Below are 18,418 nucleotides of genomic sequence, written 5' to 3' on the forward strand. Positions count from 1 at the left end.
TTTTACCTATAATTTTGAATTAACTATATCGATGATAGAATTCTTCTTAGCCGTTCCTTCTTCAACAATAAGTTTACATTGTTTTTCAATTTCTATTTTATATTCTTCATTTTTAATACTGGACAAGTTAATCTTAACATTTAACACTGCACTTTCAACAGCTGTTTGTATTAATAGAGCCGCTACCCCAGCATCTGATATGGCATTTTTATTTCCATATTTAGCTGCAATCTCTATGTATTTATACAATTCGAAAGCTTTATTTGCAACTTTGTAAGGAATTTCTAAAGCTTTTTGATATCCGTCCTGTATTTTTATTTCTCTAAGGTTCTTTTCTTCTTCACTATTTTTAGGAAGTTTAAATGCAGACATCAACTCTAAAAATTCTTCTGCATCCTTATCCATAAGATTTAAAAATTCGTTTTTATTTGAATTTGTATTTTCTAGAGATTTTAATATATTATTTTTTATATCTTCTTCATATTCATTATAAGCCTTTTTATTTATAGTCAAATTGAATACCATTGATCCTAGTGCGCTTGCCAGTGCTGCTGATAAAGCTGCTGCACTCCCGCCTCCAGGTGCTGGTGAATTAGAAGATAGTTCATCTATAAATTCTTTAACATTTAGATTTTGAAGCATACTAATCAATTCCTTTCACGATATTTCCGTTTTCCACTACTAATTTACCATTTTTAATTACACTCTGTACAGCATTAATTCCAAAATGATAAACTAAGTAATTTAAATTCTTGCTGTTAAAAATAGTAATATCTGCTTTCTTACCTGTTTCTATGCTTCCTATTTGCTTTTCTCTATTAATTGCACAAGCAGCATTTATAGTCATAGCATTTATAATTTCTTCAGGTAAAAGTTTCATTCCAAAACATGCAAATGTCATAATAGTTTGAAGTGATTCTGTTGGTGAAGTGCCGGGATTACAGTCAGTAGCCAGCGCAATTGGAACTCCTGCTTCAATCATAGCTCTAGCATTTGCAAATTTATTAAGCATTAAATAAAAGGAGGTTGCCGGAAGCAGCGCTGCCACAACTTTTTTCTTAGCCATAGCTTTTATACCTTCGGTAGATGCGCCTACAAGATGCTCTGCTGAAACAGCATTTAACTCAGCAGCAAGCTCTGCTCCCCCTATTGCCTCAATTTCGTCTGCATGAAGCTTCACCTGTAAATTATTATTAAGTGCTGCTTGTAAAATCTTTTTACTTTCCTCTACTGTAAATACTCCTTCCTCACAGAAACAATCAACAAATTCAGCTAAAGAATTTTTAGATATATAAGGAATGATTTGATTTATTATTAAATTTATATAATCATCTCGTTTATTCTTATACTCCTCTGGAACAGCATGAGCTCCAAGGTAAGTTGAAACAACATCAATAGGATGCAGCTCATTTAGACTCTTGTTAACTTGAAGCATTTTAATTTCATCATCAAAATTTAAACCATACCCTGATTTGCTTTCTATAGTTGTTGTTCCATGCATAAGCATTAAGTCAACCCTTTTCCTGCTTTTATCAATTAACTCCTCGATAGAAGCTTCTCTAGTTTTCCTAACGGTGCTTAATATACCTCCGCCGCTTTTTAATATATCAATATAGCTAACGTTGTTTAGCTTTAAAGGAAGCTCATTTTCCCTTGAGCCTGCGTATACTACATGAGTATGACAATCTATAAGCCCAGGAGTGACTGTCTTTCCTTTACCGTCTATTATGACATCCTGTGAACTCATATAACTTCTGTAGCCATCGCCGCATCCTACAGCCTTAATCTTATCCTCTTCCAGCGCAACATATCCATTTTCAATTATTCCTGCATCTTTCAAGTCATCTTTTGTTTTCTTATAACTGCCCTTACAGGTCACCAAACAGTCAATGTTTTTTATAATTATAGCCAATTTATCACTCCTTAATAAAATTGCGAATTAAATGTTTGCAGGCTTTGTTAAAAGCAAGTAATGGCCTTTTTATCATTCTTATGTTTATATATAAACCTATAAAAATATTTAAATATTTAAATATTTACTGTAATCATGCTGGTTTGCAGTAGATTTGCTTTCTACACAAGGCTCTAAGGACTTTACGCCATAGCCTGCGGCAATTTAATTCGCAATCTATTTATACTATTCCCATATTCTCTTCTCTAAAACTTGTTCCATGGAAAAGTTTTCAACCTGAAGATAATACTCTGCACTCTGTATTAAAGCAGCCATCGGTACAAGTCCTATTATTTCGCTTCCAACAACAGGTACTCCGTAACGCTTTGCTTCCATCTTCACCATTTCGAATGCTCTATATACCGCAGTTTTTTCATAATTTACAAGGTTCATGGATACTTGAGCTATATCTCTATCCTCAAGCTTTACTCCCATTGCTTTAACAAATCTTAGACCTCCGCCTATATGTCTTACAGACTTTGCTATATTATTTGCTATTTCAATATTATTTGTTCCAAGATTAACGTTAAAAGCAACTAATGGTACTCTTGCACCTACAGCAGTGCATCCGCTCTTAACATTCATTTCACATGGGCCATAATCCGGCTTCCAATCTTCCTTTTTTATTTTTTCAAAAAAGCCTTCATACTGTCCTTTTCTTACGTTGGCAAGGTTTTGCCTGTCAGAACTTTTAGCTGCATCCTCATATAAATAAACAGACACATTAAATCTTTCTCCAATTGTTTTTCCAACTCTATTAGCAAGCTCAATGCATTCTTCCATAGTTACTCCGCTTACAGGTACAAATGGAACTACATCTAATGCACCCATTCTAGGATGCCCGCCATCATGTTTTGTCATATCTATATTCTCATAAACAGTTTCGGCAAAATCAATGATAGCTTTTTCAACACCTTCAGGACTTCCAATAAAAGTTACTACAGTTCTATTATGATCAGAGTCAGAGGAATAGTCTAATAACTTTACCCCTTCTTTTCCTCTTAATTTATCCATTATTTTTTCTATTACTTCCTTATTCCTTCCTTCACTGAAGTTAGGAATACATTCTATAATTCTACCCATTTATATCACCCTTCTGCTATAAAATTTTATTTCATCATAGGTATTTTTATATCGCTGTGCGTTTTTGCAAACTCAATTGCTTCTTCATAGCCGGCATCAGCATGTCTTAATACTCCCATGCCTGGATCTGTTGTAAGTACTCTCTTTATTCTTTCATCTGCTTCATGGCTTCCATCACAAACTAAAACCTGACCTGCGTGCTGAGAATAACCAATACCTACCCCTCCACCATGATGGAAGGAAACCCAACTAGCCCCGCCAACTGCATTTATAGCAAAGTTTAAAAGTGCCCAATCAGATATTGCATCGGAGCCATCCTTCATACCTTCTGTTTCTCTGTTTGGCGATGCAACCGAGCCGCAGTCTAAGTGATCTCTTCCTATAACAATAGGTGCTTTGATTTCGCCATTTCTAACCATTTCATTTATTGCAAGTCCAAATCTTGCCCTTTCTCCATAACCAAGCCAGCATATTCTTGAAGGAAGTCCCTGAAACTCAATTCTATCCTGAGCCATGTTAATCCATCTATTTAAATGAGTATCCTTTGGAAAAAGTTCAAGTACCTTTCTATCTGTAGCATAAATATCTTCCGGGTCTCCTGAAAGTGCAGCCCATCTAAATGGCCCTTTTCCTTCACAAAATAGAGGTCTTATATAAGCAGGTACAAAGCCTTGGAAGTTAAATGCATTTTCTACTCCTTCTTCAAAAGCAACCTGTCTTATGTTGTTGCCATAATCAAATACCTCTGCACCTTTTTTCTGGAATTCAAGCATACATTCAACATGTATTCTAATACTCTCTCTAGCCTTCTTGATATATTCTTTAGGATTACTTTCCCTTAGCCTTAACGCTTCTTCGTAGCTTATACCTCCCGGAACATAACCTCCCAAAGTATCATGAGCAGAAGTCTGATCTGTAACTATATCAGGAATAAATCCCATTTCTATAAGCTTAGGATATACATCAGCACAGTTTCCAAGTAGTGCAATAGATAATGCTTTTCCTTCATTTTTGGCTTTATTGGCAATCTCCACAGCTTCCTCTACATTTTCTACTAAAATATCAACATATCTAGTATCAAGTCTTCTTTGAATTCTATTTCTGTCAACCTCAACACAAATAGCTACACCTTCATTCATTGTAACAGCTAAAGGCTGAGCACCACTCATTCCTCCAAGTCCGCCTGTTAATGTAATAGTGCCTTTTAAAGAATCTTTAAATTTTTTATGTGCTATAGAAGCCAATGTTTCATAAGTTCCTTGAAGTATTCCTTGAGAGCCGATATAAATCCAGCTGCCGGCTGTCATTTGTCCATACATTGTAAGACCTTTTCTCTCAAGTTCTCTAAAGTATTCCCAATTAGCCCAATGAGGAACTAAGTTAGAATTTGCAATTATAGCTCTAGGTGCATCCTTATGACTTTTAAATACTCCTACAGGCTTTCCTGACTGAACCAGCATCGTTTCATCATCTTCTAGTTCTTTAATGGTTTTAACTAAGGCATCAAAGCATTCCCAGTTTCTAGCGGCTCTTCCTGTTCCTCCATACACTATAAGATTATCTGGATCTTCAGCATTAGCAGGATCTAAATTATTCATAAGCATTCTAAGAAGCGCTTCCTGCTGCCAGCCTTTACAGCTTATTTCTGTTCCTCTTGGAGCAGTTATTGTTCTTTTCATAATATATCTCCCCCATATTTAATATTTTAAATTTACTTTTCTTTCTACAGCCTCTAAAATCGAACCATTATTTATTAGTTCAGTGCACTTATCTAATTCCTTATACATTACTTTATCTTCTTCTATGAAATCTATATTCTGCCTTACTACTTTATACGCCTCCATAGTACCTTTTCCCAAATTCAGATTATCTCTAAAATCTATAGCTTGACATGCCGCCATTATTTCAGTAGCTAAAACTCTCTTAACATTCTTTACTATGTCTAAACTCTTCCTTGCTGCTATGGTTCCCATGCTTACATGATCCTCTTGGTTTGCCGAAGATGGTATTGAGTCTACTGAAGCAGGATGAGCTAATATCTTATTTTCTGATACCAAAGCTGCTGCTGCATATTGGGTAATCATAAAACCTGAATTAAGACCTCCTTTTTTAACTAAAAAGGCAGGAAGGTCATTAAGCTGATAGTTTATAAGTCTTTCAAGCCTTCTTTCTGATATATTGGCAAGCTCTGCAACTGCTATACCCAAAAAATCAAAGGCTAAAGCCATTGGCTGTCCATGGAAATTACCTCCGGATATAACAATATCCTCAGAAATTATTATTGGATTGTCTGTAGCTGAGTTCATTTCTATGCTGTGTTTTTCCTTAACATAATTTACTGCATCCTTGCTTGCTCCGTGTACCTGCGGTATACATCGTAAGGTGTATGCATCTTGTACTCTAAGTTCACCCTGTTTTGTAATAAAGCTACTGCCTTCTGTGAGACTTAAAATATTCTCTGCTGTATTAATTTGTCCTGCATGTGGCCTTATACGATGTATTTCAGAATAGAATGCATCTTCAATTCCTCTTAATGCCTCCATAGTAAGTGCAGCTGCTATATCACTGATTTTTAATAAGTTAATACTATCATAAAGAGCTAGAGCACCAACTGCAGTCATAACTTGAGTTCCATTAATAAGTGCTAATCCTTCCTTTGCTGTAAGTTCTATAATTTGAATACCAGCTTCATTCATAGCTTCTTTTCCATTTAGAACTCTTCCCTCAAACTCTGCTTCACCCTCTCCTATCATAGGTAATACCATATGTGAAAGAGGCGCTAAATCTCCTGATGCTCCAAGTGAACCTTTTTCCGGTATACAAGGATGTACTCTCTTATTTAGCATTTCAATTAGTGTTTCTAATGTTTCCAGTCTAATTCCAGAGTACCCTTTAGATAGAGCATTTGCCCTAAGCAGCATTATCGCTCTTACTATTTCCTTAGAAAGATTATTTCCATATCCACACGCATGAGACAAAATCAAATTTCTTTGCAGAGTTTTACAATCGTCCTGTGATATTGTAACATCTGAAAACTTTCCAAAACCTGTTGTTATTCCATAGACTACTTTATTATTTTCAACTATGCTGTCAACAATTTTTCTTGATTTTAATACCCTTTCCCTCGCTTCTTCACTTAATTCTACCTTATAATTTTCTCTAGCTACCTTTACTACGTCTTCGAGAATAAGATTATTTCCGTCAATAGTTATAATTTTCATAGCCCCACCCCACTTAAATAAATTATTCCTATAATACTAATATTCTCCATAGTATACAAATAACCTCTAAATTTGTCTATTTAAATTGTCTGAATATTTTTTATTTAGTAGCATTTTAATATAATAAATCGATGCAATATAAAAAAAAGAACTTTTCTAAGCAAAGTATCTGCTTAAAAAAGTTCTCACTAACCTTTTAAGTAATATTCAATTTTTTCTCTATCAATTCTATCTTTGTCGGCCTTAACACCTTCTAAATAAAATTTAAAAAGTTTAATAGACTCTCTTCTTATAATTATTCTTCCAAGTCCCTCAAAAATAATATATATGGCAAATATTATACTTTGTATTATATTTGCGTTTCTCCTCATAAAAACAATTCTGTTTCTATTTAAAAAATAGTAACTGAGCCCACTAAACTTTGATATGGTAGCAGATCTTTTATGATAAACCCTGCTCTCAGGCAGACAAATAAGCTTGTATCCTAATTTTCTGGCCTTAAGGCAAAATTCTGTTTCTTCATAGAATAAAAAGTAATTCTCAGGTATTAACCCAATTTTTTTTAATACCTCAGCTTTTACTACGAAGCAAGCACCTCCAAGGTAATCGACATCAATAGGACTATGAGTAATATTATTATATTCCTCACCTTCACCCTGGCCCATTGCTAATCCTCTGTAAAGGTTAATATATGCGCCCATAGCTTGTACTATATTTCTATTTGAGTATTCGCAAATACATGGTCCCACCATACCAATATTATTATCAGTAGAGAATTTTTTAATTAGTGGTTCTAAGAACCCCTCTTCTACTACAACATCATTGTTCAAAATACATATATACTCTGCACCTTGCTTTAATGCATACTCAATTCCTATATTATTTCCGCTGGCATAGCCCATGTTTTCATTACTAACAAGCAGTGTATGTTTAGAACAGTGCTTCTTTATTTCTTCTACAGAATTATCCTTAGAATTATTATCTACTATTACTATTTCATAATTATCATATGATATATTTTCAATGCTTCTTATACAATCTATAGTATCTTTATAAGAATTAAAATTTAGTATAACGATATATACTTTTGGAAGCTTGTTCATTGTAATCAACCTCGATTAATGTTTAATATTCTTTGATGTAAAACTTCAATTATATTATTCCAGTCATACTTTTCTCTACATATTTTCTCAGTCAAAGCTGATAGTTCGTATAAATCATCACAGTACATAAGCTTTTCAATACTTTTTGAAAACATCTCTTCATCTTGAACATCAACTATGATTCCATTATTGCTTCTAACCAATTCCTTAGCAATACCAACATCAGTGGATACTATAACGTCACCAAAGGACGCAGCCTCAATTAGAGCAATCCCAAAACTCTCATAATTTGAACTTAGACAAAATATCTTTGCTTTCTTATATTCTTCAAAAAGCTGCTCTCTATCATACACAGCACCTTTAAATTCTACAACACCTTTTAAATGCGCATTCTTTTCAAAAAAATCATCAATATATTCTTTAAATTTTTCTTCAATAGGCCCTACTATATTTATTTTCCATCCACTATTTTCTATATCTTTAATATTTTTAACTGCATTCAGCAGAATATCTGTTGCTTTCTCTGGACTTCCTATTCTGCCTACATGAAGTATAATATTTTCTTTATCCTTAAAATTTAAACTATTATATTTATCAGCGCCTTGAAAATCAATACCATTTGGAATAATAAGCAACTTCTTACTCTGCTCACTTAGAATATTTCTTAATTGCTCATAAAGTGTTTCCTGCTCTACGCCAATTATATCTACTTTATTTAAAAAAGCATTTAACATTTTATACTTTATACCGTTTAATGATTTAATAACATCTATAAGTCTGTTTGTACAATCAAGCTTAACAAATATCTTACCTTTTGGATTAAAAAACTTATATATTAAAGTATAAAACACTGTTCTAAGTGTTACATGAAACAACTGAAGCACATCAATACTTTTAGCATTCCTTTTAATATAACTTATACCATCCAAGATATCATTGTTATATCTTCTTTTTATAAAATTAAGCTTTAGTCCTTTAACCTCTTTTTTTAAATAATCATAACTGCCATTTTCATAGCAAGCCACTGATGCATCATAATCATATGCTTTAAACAACTTATATGCAATCATGCCTACATCCTTAATTAGGTGCACATTTTCAGCCTGTGGATAAAGAACACAATATCTTATCTTCATATTGTACCTTCCTTACTAAAAAGCATTTTTACTTCTTTTAAAGAAATAGTTCTAAATATTATAGCTGAAGCAAAATATACTAATACTGCAAATAAAATATTTATTAGAACACTTAAATTTAGTGTCTTAATTAGCATAATTACAAAACTCATAACTATTGTTGGAATAAGAGTTTTTATAAAATACGTAAAAACTTTTATTTTTAATATATTTTCAGTATATTTCTTCATTAATACTAGATTTACAATTTCTGATATTACTGTAATAAATGCAGCAATATTCATTCCGTAAATAGGAGTAAATATCAAATTAAATACAAGATTTATCATGGAAGATATAAAAACAATCTTTAAGTAAGTTTTTTCAAAATTCCATGCATTAAGACAATAACCATATATTTCTCTTACGAATAGAATTAAAATATAAATCATAAGAATGGCAAAAGAAATATAGCCTGATTCATACTTATACCCAAAAAGCAATAGAATAATATCCTTAGATAAAATTACTCCTCCAGCAAAAATAGGCAATGCTATAAAGGATATGATTTTAGCCAAATTATTAACTACTGAATTAAGCCTGCCAAATTCCTTTTCATGAAAATACTTAATAAGCAGAGGGAACATAGGCGTAAATATTAGTGTTATAATATTTGTTAAAAACATTATTATATTATATCCTGCAGAATAAATACCTGCTTCCCCTGAACTTCTAGTAAACTCAATTACTATTCTATCAACATTGCAGTTTATCATAGCTAAAACGCCTGAAAACATAAATGGAAGACCATAAAAAATATATTTTCTTATTTCTTCTTTATTAATGCGTATTGAAATTTTAAATTTTCTTTTCTTGAAAAAAACATATATTTGATATATCAATGCAAAAAATAATCCCAATAGCGTAAACAAAGGTATTAAAAACAACTGTTTTTCGGTCTTAAAAAATATAAAAATCAGAAAACACGGAATCAAATTTTTTATAAGATTATATACTGCATTATACTGCATTTCCTGTAGTCCTGAAAACACCCAATCCAAATTTAATGCTGCAGGTAAAAGTGTTATTCCATATATAAGCAGCAAATTACCAAAAATGCTGTTTCCTTTATGCACAAAATAAAAAACAACTATTAAAGCATAGCTTATAAAAAATGCTATTGTTCTCAAAAAAACAACTTTGCCAACAATACTCTTTATATTATGTTCATACTTCGAAACTTCCCTTGTTCCAAAGGTCTGAAGTCCAAGCATTACAAACATTGTAAAGTACATCATTATAGCCTGTACAGTAGATACATGTCCAAATATATCAGTGCCAAGTATCCTAGCATAATAAGCTACAACGAGGAAAGTCAACACTTGTGATGTAAAATTTGCAAAACTTATTGATAGAAAGTTTTTTATTACTTTATTTATTGTGATCACCATCCAATTTTCAATTTCCATAATAAAAAAATAAGAGCCTTGTATAGCTCATTTATAAGGTAAAGATCTTATACTTAATTATATAAGTATAAAAAATATATTTCAATATAAATTAGTATTTAAAAAGCTCCATCTTTTTTTACAACATTAGCAAATGTCTTAATAATTATCTTAAAATCAAGCCATAAGGAAAACTTTTTTATATATTTCAAATCATAATAGATTGTCTTACCTAGTTCTATTTCTCCTCTTCCATTAACTTGAGCAAGCCCAGTAATACCAGGTACAACCATCAATCTTTGCTTATAAGCATCAGGATAATACTTCACGACATCTGGTATCTCAGGTCTTGGTCCAACCAAACTCATCGTCCCAAATAAAACATTAAATAATTGTGGAATTTCATCCAAGCTTGTCTTCCTTAGGAAATCTCCCACTTTAGTTATTCTATTATCACTTTTACTTTGAAAAACAAAACTATCAATATTACTTGGATCTATATCTAGTGTTCTTTTACTTTCTGCATTTACAATCATAGTTCTGAATTTGTAAATAGTAAATTTTTTTTCATCCATCCCTACTCTTACTTGTTTAAAAATAGCCGGTCCTTCTGAATCAAACTTAATAGCTATAATTATTAACATATATATTGGAGATAAAATAGCTATACCAATTATAGATAAAATAATATCAAATACCCTCTTCATTGCATACTGATATCTTTTAGATTTTATATCTTCATTTACATCAATTGCTTCAAATTCCTCTATCATAAGCCCTCCTGAATAGTCACACTGTTATTTACCTTATAATGTAATGCCTCTCCTATAGCAATTATAATCCAAAAATATGATGCAATCTTAGGAACCATAAAGAAATCATCAGACATGTTAATAAATGCAAAAGCAGCAAGCGAAGCCAAGGCCCCCTTAAAAAATGCCACATATTTATCATCTATATTCATGCTTATGAGTTTTTTAATTCTTATCATAGCTGAAAATATCATTCCCAAAAAACCTATTGTTCCTATAATACCCAACTCGCTTTGAATCTTCAAATAATTATTATGCACAGAAAACTCTTTATGATCATTGTAGCGCAATTGCGGGTACTTAGTTATATAATATGAATATAACTTTTGATAATTACCATTTCCAATTCCTCTAATAGGATGTTCCTTTATTATAATTAATGCAATTTCCCAAAGTCGAATTCTTCCGATGTTTTGAGACATATCAGTAAGTTCTTTTAATCTAGTAGATACCTGAGGAAAAAGCAATGTTACAGTTCCTATTCCTAGAAATGCAAAAATCAGCTTTATATTATATATTATAGCTAGTATAACAGAACCTATCGCAAGACCCAACCATGCATTTCTTGACTCTGTCAATATAATATTAGAAAACATCAAAAGAGAACATATTAAGTAGAGAAGTTTAGTTTTCTTTTTTCTCTCATTGATGCATAACATGATTACAGGAAATATAGAGAGTAGCAGAAGACCACCAAAGCTGTTAGGATTACCTAAAGTTGAAGGTACACGTACTCTTGTTCCAAAGCTTCCATGATATATGAATTCACTTACCCCTATTCTTGTAAATATCTGTATCAGCCCTATAATACATAAAAAAGATGTAGTTGCTATGAAACATTTAATAATATTATCAATTGTATTTTTATCATTAACTTCATACTTTATAATAAAGTACAAGATAATATAACCAGAAAATCTAAAACTTTCAGAAACAGCTGGTAATTTGTACTTTGCATATACGCTAGATACAAGCATCATAACTAATAAGAGAGTAGCAAAAATACTAAAATAATTAGAAAAAAAATCTTTTATTCCATATATAAAATTATTTCTATTATTTTTATATAATATTACTAATAAAGCATATAGCAGAATGATACCTCCAAGGATTATATCAGCATTTACAGGTATAGAGGCCACTCTAAGCTTGCTTGGAAATAAAGGTAATAATACTATATATAAATAAACTAGAATACGTAAGCTCTTATTGCCCATTTTAGTTAAACTCCTTAATTTCACTTAGATTATTTTTTATAAATCTTCTAAAATCTTTTCTAGTTTTTTTGTAATTGTTTCTCTCGAATAATTTTCTGATACGTATTTTCTTCCATTTCTTCCAAGTTCTTTTCTTAACTCAATATTATTATATAAGTCAAGCACTGCTTCAGCAATCTGTTTAGAGTTCTCAGGTTCTACTACAATACCAGCATTAGCGCTCCTTATCAATTCCTCTGCTTCACCTTCTACCGCTAAAATGATAGGAAGCTCTGAAGCCAAGCACTCAAACATTTTCGATGGAAGTGCTCCTTTAAATAAATCTAATTTCTTCAGTGGTATAATTGTTGAATCCATGGAGGCTATTAGCCGGGGCATATCCTTTTTAGGATATAATGGTAAAAAGGTAACGTTATTCAACGATTTTTCTTCTTTTATAGAAATTAATTTTTGTTTTTCGGGACCATCCCCAACAAATATAAACTGGATTTCTTTATGAGATCTTAATATCTCAGCTACTTCAACTATAACTTCTAGGCCTTGAGCAATACCATGAATGCCAGCATAGCAAACACAAAATTTGTCATTTATATTTAATTCTTTTCTAGTATTTTCATCTTTGTTTTCTTTACTAAATAATTCTATATCTACACCATTAGTAATAAGATGTACTTTTTCTTTAGAAAATCCTCTATTAATTATATTATCTACAATTCCTTTGGTTTGGCAAGTTACTGCTGCTGCCTTTTTATAACAGAACTCCTCAAGCCAAGTAGACATTCTTATGAACATTTTATTATTTAATACTCCCAATTTTACTGCAGACTCAGGCCATAAATCAGAAACATTAAAAACAAATTTAGATTTTTTAATCTTTGAAAGTATATATCCCGACCAACCTAAGAATAAAGGGGGAGACTCTGTAATAATCACATCTTGTTTTTCTATAAGTTTTGCTCCTTGAAGCACTGATGAAAATGTAAAAGATAGATAATTTCTAAGCCTACTAGAAAAACTCTTAGATTTTGTTGCGTAGATTCTTGTCCTGATTACCTTAATACCGTTAATTTCTTCAATAAAAACTTTTTTACCTTTATACTCTTTAAATATCTCACCTTTTGGGTAATTTGGCATAGCTGTAAGTACTGATACATCATGTCCATTTTTTTTCAACTGTTTAGCAAACTCAAATATTCTATTCTGTGGCGCTCCAACCTCTGGTGGAAAATATTGAGTTAAAAATAAAATTTTCATAATTATCACCTAGATTCTTTTAAATTGCTAGTTTTAATGATACCTCAAATTTAAATTAGTTCTTATCTAATTAATTTTAAATATTCATTTTCAATAATATTCATATTGTTTTCCCATATAGCTCTTTGTAATATAATTTTACGATTTTCTATATTACATCTTTTCTGTAGATTTTCGTCGTTAACTGCTTTTATAAGGGCTTCAAAAAGTAAGTCCTCATGTATATTTTCTATTACTAGTCCATTATGATTGTGAATAACCCACTCTCTATTTGCAGGTAAATCAGAAACTATAGGTAATATTCCACAAGCCATGGACTCTAATAATGTTACTGATGTTGAATCTGATGTAGGAATAGATATATAAATATTTGATTTAAGCAACAATTCTAACAAATTACTTCTCGAAATAAATCCAAGTAATTCTACTTTATCATCTAACCTTAAATCATTAATAAGTTTTTTAATGTTATATATCTCTGGTCCGCTATTTGCTATTATTAGCTTCGAACTAGTATATTTACTATTAAATTTGTTAAAGGCTTTAATAATATAATCTATATTACAATTTTTATCAACTGTTCTAAGGCTTAGAATAATAATTTCATTAGACGATTTTATTCCTTTCATTTGACAAATCAGTTTATCTATACCCATTGGTACAGTTATTACTTTACTTTGAGTATATTTTTTAATCTCATTAGTCATATGCTCAGAATCAGAAGTAATCAAGCAACATTTTTTCAGCGCATACTTCGTAATATATTTATAAATAAAGTTTTTCTTAGGTGCAATTAATATATCACTTCCCCATGCAGATATAACAAATTTTTTTCTAGTAAGTAAAGAAACTATAAATCCATAGCTCGTGACGTAATGCGCATTAATAATGTCAGGTTTTATTTTCCTTAAAACTTTTTTTAGTTTAATTATATGCAACATGTACATCCAGTTTTTTCCGTCAGGATTTATTGATATGTTTCCAATTTGATGTAAATAAAATTTTTTTTGTTTAAAGCCTTCTTTTAAATTTTTACTATCCCTAAATGTCACCAAGTGGATCTCATAATTTTTATCTAAAAAATAATCTATCCAACGTATTAAATGCACACTACCTCCATCACCAAAAAAACAAATTTTCATATATCCCCCTCGATAAGCATTACTTTTAAACATTTATTTGCTGAATATTTTTATCTTTTATAGAACTATATGATAGACCTAAAGCTATCCAAAATATAGTATGAGATATTATAGAACTTGATGCAAATGATAATGGAATTAATATGATTAAACTTACTATATTTATTATTAAAAACATACTAAAGATTATATTTTTTGATTTTTTAGATAACTTGGACAGGCCAAGTATTAGGTTTATATAGATATAGAGTAAGTACAAAAAAATTATTACTCCAAAATCAGCTAAAATTTCAAACCAAAAGCTATGAACATTTAATATGTCATTAGTATTATTAAATGAAGCTTCCAGTACAACGCTATTCCCTACACCATACCCCAAATAATGTTTTTTAATAAAGATTCCATTAATAACATTATAGATTAGAGTGTACCTTTCATTGTTTGATCCTTTTCCACCTAATTCCAGATTGTTATTTTTATCAACTTTGTTTTTATTCTCGTTAGAATTATCATTAGATTTAATAGAATTTATACTATAAATTTTTCCTACATAAGGAATGGATTCAATCTTTCCGAAATATGGTCTCGATATAGTATTAATTGAAAACACAAAGAAAAAAATGATAATATAAGTCAATAATATAATTTGAGATTTTATATATTTATATTTTTTAGATTTTTCAATATTGCACATAAAGATAACAAATGCAGTTATAATTGATGATAAAATAAAGCAAATCCACCCTGTTCTAGATGCAGTAAAAATAAGATTAACTTGTCCTATGCTAAATATAATTAATAACTTTAATTTTTCTTTTAATTTTTCGCTAAACATAATAAATACATTTATTATTATAAGCATGATTACTAAATAAAAAGCATAGTCATTGGGATTGAAAAAGAATACTACTGGTATTCTTTTAATATACGCATCAGCTAGCGAATATCCTGCTTCAATAAAATGATTTCTCATTCCGAATCTTACTCCGAATATTTCAAATAGTCCTCCCAGTTCTATTCCTACAAAGAGATATATCAAAAACGTTATTGTTTTCTTAATATTTTTCATAGACTTATTATATCGGCTAATAATCATTAATACTATAAAAAAGTTAAAATATATAAATATATATTTAATTGCATAAAGCTTATTAGGTGCCCATAAAATGCTGATTATCGCATAGATTAGAAATATGGTAATAAATACATTATATTTATTTAATTTAATAATGTTTTTAAAACTAATTCCCTTTTGTTTATGAAGATTTATAGCCCCAATTATTATAAATATAAATATTAAAATATGATAGTAATAAATTTTTATAGATTTCGTTATCTCTATAGAGAATGAAAAATCAATTATTAGCAATAACAAAAGGGTGAAATATAAAAATTCAATATTACTTTTTGAAAACTTATAATATATTATGGATATATAAATTAATGAAAATATAATAATAAATATCAACTTAGGATTAATAACAAAATATAATAAAATAAAAATAATTGTTAAAACAGGAACTATCCATCTATAATTCAGAATTTTCCTGCTCATTTGATACTTCATACCTTCCTCCAACTACTACAAAACTAATTAAATTTTTAAAAAACTAATTAAAAGAACATTCACTAATTTTATTTAATATTTCAGTTGATGCATTACCATCACCAAAAATATTTTTTTGAATACCTGAGGGGCTAAATTCTGCTATAGCTTTAGATATCTTATCTTTATTAGTTCCTACAATAATATTCCATCCTGCTTCTACAGTTTCTACCCATTCAGTTTCATTTCTTAGAGTTATACAAGGTTTTGCCATAAAGTATGCCTCTTTTTGTACTCCACCACTATCAGTTACAATTTTTTCTGAATTCATTTCTAAATTAAGCATATCAAGATACCCAACAGGTTCTATAACTTTAATATTATTATTGAGTACAAGATTATAACTTTCTATATATTTTTTTGTTCTTGGGTGAAGTGGGAGAACAATTGTTTTACTTGTCTCATTAAGTGCCTCAATAATATTCTTTAAATTACTAATATTATTTGTATTTTCAGCCCTATGTATGGTTGTTAAAATAAACTTCTTCTTTAATAAATCTAATTTATCTATTATAGATGAATTTTCCTTAGATATATTTGTAAAATGCTTAACAGCATCATACATTACATCACCAACATTATAAATATTGTTTTTTATTCCTTCATTGTATAAATTTTTCACAGCTGATGTAGTTGGAGTAAATAATAATGTAGATATATGGTCAGTCAATATCCTATTTTGTTCTTCAGGCATATTCATATTAAAACTTCTTAACCCTGCTTCTATATGAGCTACAGGTATCAATAACTTACTTGCACATAAAGCTCCAGCTAGAGTCGAATTGGTATCACCATATACTAATACCAAATCCGGCTTTTCCTTTACAAAAATATCTTCTAATTTTATAAGCATGTTTCCTGTTTGTACGCCATGACCTCCAGATCCAACTGTCAAGTTATAATCGGGAATAGGAATTTTTAATTCATCAAAGAAAACCTTCGACATATTTTCATCATAATGTTGTCCTGTATGAATCAAAATTTCATTATATTTACTTCTTAATACTTTTGATACTGCGGCAGCTTTTATAAATTGCGGTCTTGCTCCTATGACAGTCAATATCTTCATAAAATTTCCTCCATTGTTTACTAAATTTGATTTACTTCTATAAGTTTTTTATTATAATAGATAATTGCTTTGCAATATTTTCTCTTTCATATTTTTTCACTTCGTTCCAGTTAATATTAAGAGGCCTTCCTTCATTAAGCCATATTTTATAAGCTGTATTTATAACTTCAGCTATTTCTTTAATTGAATTTGGGCTGCAACACATACCTGTATTTGTTTCTTGAATTAAATTTTTCGCTACTCCCTCTGGAACAATTCCAATAATAAATCTTCCACTTCTTATATATTCAAAAACCTTTCCCGTATAAATGCCTTCGCTACCTTCTCCGCCTTCTATAATTAAAAGAAGTGCAGAAGATCTCTCCAACTGCTTTATACTTTGTTTATGTGGTAAGTATTCTATTAATTCTACTTTATCATTGTATTTGTATACAAATTCTTGTATTTCTCTTTTACCATCATTACCAAGTTGACCAACAAATTGTATAATAATATTTTTTTTATCTATTTTATGATCAATAATAAGACTATCAACTGCCTTTAAAAAATTTTTCGGAGATCTCTTTCCATATATTGTGCCATTATATGTAATTATAAATTTATCAATTTTTTTATTAATATCGTAATCATTAAAATCCTCTTCATCATATCCATTAGTAATTACGGAAAATTTATTTTTATCAATTTTTTCGTATCTATTAATAAAATCATCAATAATAGGCTTGCTAACCGAAATTACCCTATCTGATTTTTCTATTACTTTCCTTTCTAAATATTTATTTATTTCTTTAGGTATAAACATATACTTGACAAAAGGATTTGATACCCATTGATCTCTAAAATCCGCAATCCATTTCAAATTTGTTTTTCTTTTCAATTCATAAGCAATTAAATGACTTGTATATGGTCCAGAAGTAGAATAAATAATGTCTATACTGTTTTGATGTATAATTTCAAGACCTAATCTTACAGCATCTTTTCTCCAAGATATCTTATCATCAGGTATATTTATATTTGCATATATCTTTTTAAAAATGTTTTTTATCACATTTTTAATTTTTATATTTACTGACTTATCAGAGCTTAGATTGTCATGACGAATATAAAGTTTTGATTCTTTATTTTTCGATATATTACTACTTAATGATATATATTTTCCCTGTTTTGCTCTATAAACTTTTATTCCATCAATAACCTCTAAAGTCATTGAATCATCCTTTATAGTATTTGAATCATTAAGTACAGTAAGGACAGATATATTATAGCCCATTTTTGATAAAAACTTAGAAAACTTCAAAGTTCTCTGTACTCCTGCCCCTCCTAATGGAGGATAATAATAGGCTATCATCAAAATATTTCTCATAATTTATCCCCTGTCTATGCTTATAGTATATTTA

At 29.9% G+C, this 18,418-nt stretch carries 15 protein-coding genes; all 15 read right to left on the reverse strand.

The genetic code is table 11. The features are described 5' to 3' along the window. Positions 1–6 precede the first annotated feature (6 nt). Positions 7–642: a cyclodeaminase/cyclohydrolase family protein gene (locus JK636_RS20480; protein WP_202750841.1), complete on the reverse strand. Its 636-nt coding sequence runs from the start codon at positions 640–642 to the stop codon at positions 7–9. A gap of 1 nt (position 643) precedes the next feature. After that, positions 644–1,906: an imidazolonepropionase gene (gene hutI / locus JK636_RS20485; RefSeq protein ID WP_202751126.1), complete on the reverse strand. Its 1,263-nt coding sequence runs from the start codon at positions 1,904–1,906 to the stop codon at positions 644–646. 231 nt (positions 1,907–2,137) lie between these two features. Then, positions 2,138–3,034, reverse strand: coding sequence for a glutamate formimidoyltransferase (ftcD, locus tag JK636_RS20490; RefSeq protein ID WP_202750842.1), 897 nt, complete (start codon positions 3,032–3,034; stop codon positions 2,138–2,140). A gap of 26 nt (positions 3,035–3,060) precedes the next feature. Next, complete coding sequence (hutU, locus tag JK636_RS20495; RefSeq protein ID WP_202750843.1) at positions 3,061–4,713, reverse strand: urocanate hydratase; 1,653 nt, start codon at positions 4,711–4,713, stop codon at positions 3,061–3,063. Between the two features lie 18 nt (positions 4,714–4,731). Further along, a complete protein-coding gene (gene hutH, locus JK636_RS20500) occupies positions 4,732–6,255 on the reverse strand; it encodes a histidine ammonia-lyase (RefSeq protein WP_202750844.1) in 1,524 nt (507 codons plus the stop codon). A 188-nt stretch (positions 6,256–6,443) separates the two neighbouring features. Then, the gene (locus JK636_RS20505) at positions 6,444–7,358 is read right to left on the reverse strand and encodes a glycosyltransferase family 2 protein (protein WP_202750845.1); all 915 of its coding nucleotides are present in this window, start codon (positions 7,356–7,358) and stop codon (positions 6,444–6,446) included. Positions 7,359–7,363: 5 nt separating this feature from the next. Continuing rightward, positions 7,364–8,494, reverse strand: coding sequence for a glycosyltransferase family 4 protein (locus tag JK636_RS20510; protein WP_207751788.1), 1,131 nt, complete (start codon positions 8,492–8,494; stop codon positions 7,364–7,366). After that, positions 8,491–9,924: a flippase gene (locus JK636_RS20515; RefSeq protein ID WP_207751789.1), complete on the reverse strand. Its 1,434-nt coding sequence runs from the start codon at positions 9,922–9,924 to the stop codon at positions 8,491–8,493. The genes JK636_RS20510 and JK636_RS20515 overlap by 4 nt, the downstream gene beginning before the upstream one ends. A gap of 116 nt (positions 9,925–10,040) precedes the next feature. Continuing rightward, the gene (locus JK636_RS20520) at positions 10,041–10,694 is read right to left on the reverse strand and encodes a sugar transferase (RefSeq protein WP_202750846.1); all 654 of its coding nucleotides are present in this window, start codon (positions 10,692–10,694) and stop codon (positions 10,041–10,043) included. Then, positions 10,691–11,950: an O-antigen ligase family protein gene (locus JK636_RS20525; RefSeq protein WP_202750847.1), complete on the reverse strand. Its 1,260-nt coding sequence runs from the start codon at positions 11,948–11,950 to the stop codon at positions 10,691–10,693. Before JK636_RS20525 ends, JK636_RS20520 begins: the two co-directional genes overlap by 4 nt. 36 nt (positions 11,951–11,986) lie before the next feature. After that, positions 11,987–13,204: a glycosyltransferase family 4 protein gene (locus tag JK636_RS20530; RefSeq protein WP_202750848.1), complete on the reverse strand. Its 1,218-nt coding sequence runs from the start codon at positions 13,202–13,204 to the stop codon at positions 11,987–11,989. A 62-nt stretch (positions 13,205–13,266) separates the two neighbouring features. After that, on the reverse strand, positions 13,267–14,346 hold the full coding sequence (locus JK636_RS20535; RefSeq protein WP_202750849.1) for a glycosyltransferase: 1,080 nt from the start codon (positions 14,344–14,346) through the stop codon (positions 13,267–13,269). Between the two features lie 25 nt (positions 14,347–14,371). After that, the gene (locus JK636_RS20540) at positions 14,372–15,415 is read right to left on the reverse strand and encodes an O-antigen ligase family protein (protein WP_202750850.1); all 1,044 of its coding nucleotides are present in this window, start codon (positions 15,413–15,415) and stop codon (positions 14,372–14,374) included. Between the two features lie 541 nt (positions 15,416–15,956). After that, a complete protein-coding gene (gene wecB / locus JK636_RS20545) occupies positions 15,957–17,021 on the reverse strand; it encodes a non-hydrolyzing UDP-N-acetylglucosamine 2-epimerase (RefSeq protein WP_202750851.1) in 1,065 nt (354 codons plus the stop codon). Between the two features lie 37 nt (positions 17,022–17,058). Next, positions 17,059–18,384 carry a glycosyltransferase family 4 protein gene (locus JK636_RS20550; protein ID WP_202750852.1) on the reverse strand — a complete coding sequence of 442 codons (1,326 nt, stop codon included), beginning with the start codon at positions 18,382–18,384 and terminating at the stop codon, positions 17,059–17,061. Between the last annotated feature and the right edge of the window lie 34 nt (positions 18,385–18,418).

It is taken from the genome of Clostridium rhizosphaerae (assembly GCF_016765585.1).
GTDB classification, from domain to species: Bacteria; Bacillota; Clostridia; order Clostridiales; family Clostridiaceae; genus Clostridium_AT; species Clostridium_AT rhizosphaerae.

What these genes read in the sequence shown, in the direction of transcription:
- JK636_RS20510 (WP_207751788.1), bottom strand. Translation starts at nt 8,494, where the DNA reads ATGAAGATAAGATATTGTGTTCTTTATCCACAGGCTGAAAATGTGCAC.
- JK636_RS20530 (WP_202750848.1), bottom strand. Translation starts at nt 13,204, where the DNA reads ATGAAAATTTTATTTTTAACTCAATATTTTCCACCAGAGGTTGGAGCG.
- JK636_RS20550 (WP_202750852.1), bottom strand. Translation starts at nt 18,384, where the DNA reads ATGAGAAATATTTTGATGATAGCCTATTATTATCCTCCATTAGGAGGG.
- JK636_RS20505 (WP_202750845.1), bottom strand. Translation starts at nt 7,358, where the DNA reads ATGAACAAGCTTCCAAAAGTATATATCGTTATACTAAATTTTAATTCT.
- JK636_RS20525 (WP_202750847.1), bottom strand. Translation starts at nt 11,950, where the DNA reads ATGGGCAATAAGAGCTTACGTATTCTAGTTTATTTATATATAGTATTA.
- JK636_RS20540 (WP_202750850.1), bottom strand. Translation starts at nt 15,415, where the DNA reads ATGAAAAATATTAAGAAAACAATAACGTTTTTGATATATCTCTTTGTA.
- JK636_RS20520 (WP_202750846.1), bottom strand. Translation starts at nt 10,694, where the DNA reads ATGATAGAGGAATTTGAAGCAATTGATGTAAATGAAGATATAAAATCT.
- JK636_RS20480 (WP_202750841.1), bottom strand. Translation starts at nt 642, where the DNA reads ATGCTTCAAAATCTAAATGTTAAAGAATTTATAGATGAACTATCTTCT.
- JK636_RS20515 (WP_207751789.1), bottom strand. Translation starts at nt 9,924, where the DNA reads ATGGTGATCACAATAAATAAAGTAATAAAAAACTTTCTATCAATAAGT.
- JK636_RS20535 (WP_202750849.1), bottom strand. Translation starts at nt 14,346, where the DNA reads ATGAAAATTTGTTTTTTTGGTGATGGAGGTAGTGTGCATTTAATACGT.
- hutU (WP_202750843.1), bottom strand. Translation starts at nt 4,713, where the DNA reads ATGAAAAGAACAATAACTGCTCCAAGAGGAACAGAAATAAGCTGTAAA.
- wecB (WP_202750851.1), bottom strand. Translation starts at nt 17,021, where the DNA reads ATGAAGATATTGACTGTCATAGGAGCAAGACCGCAATTTATAAAAGCT.
- hutH (WP_202750844.1), bottom strand. Translation starts at nt 6,255, where the DNA reads ATGAAAATTATAACTATTGACGGAAATAATCTTATTCTCGAAGACGTA.
- ftcD (WP_202750842.1), bottom strand. Translation starts at nt 3,034, where the DNA reads ATGGGTAGAATTATAGAATGTATTCCTAACTTCAGTGAAGGAAGGAAT.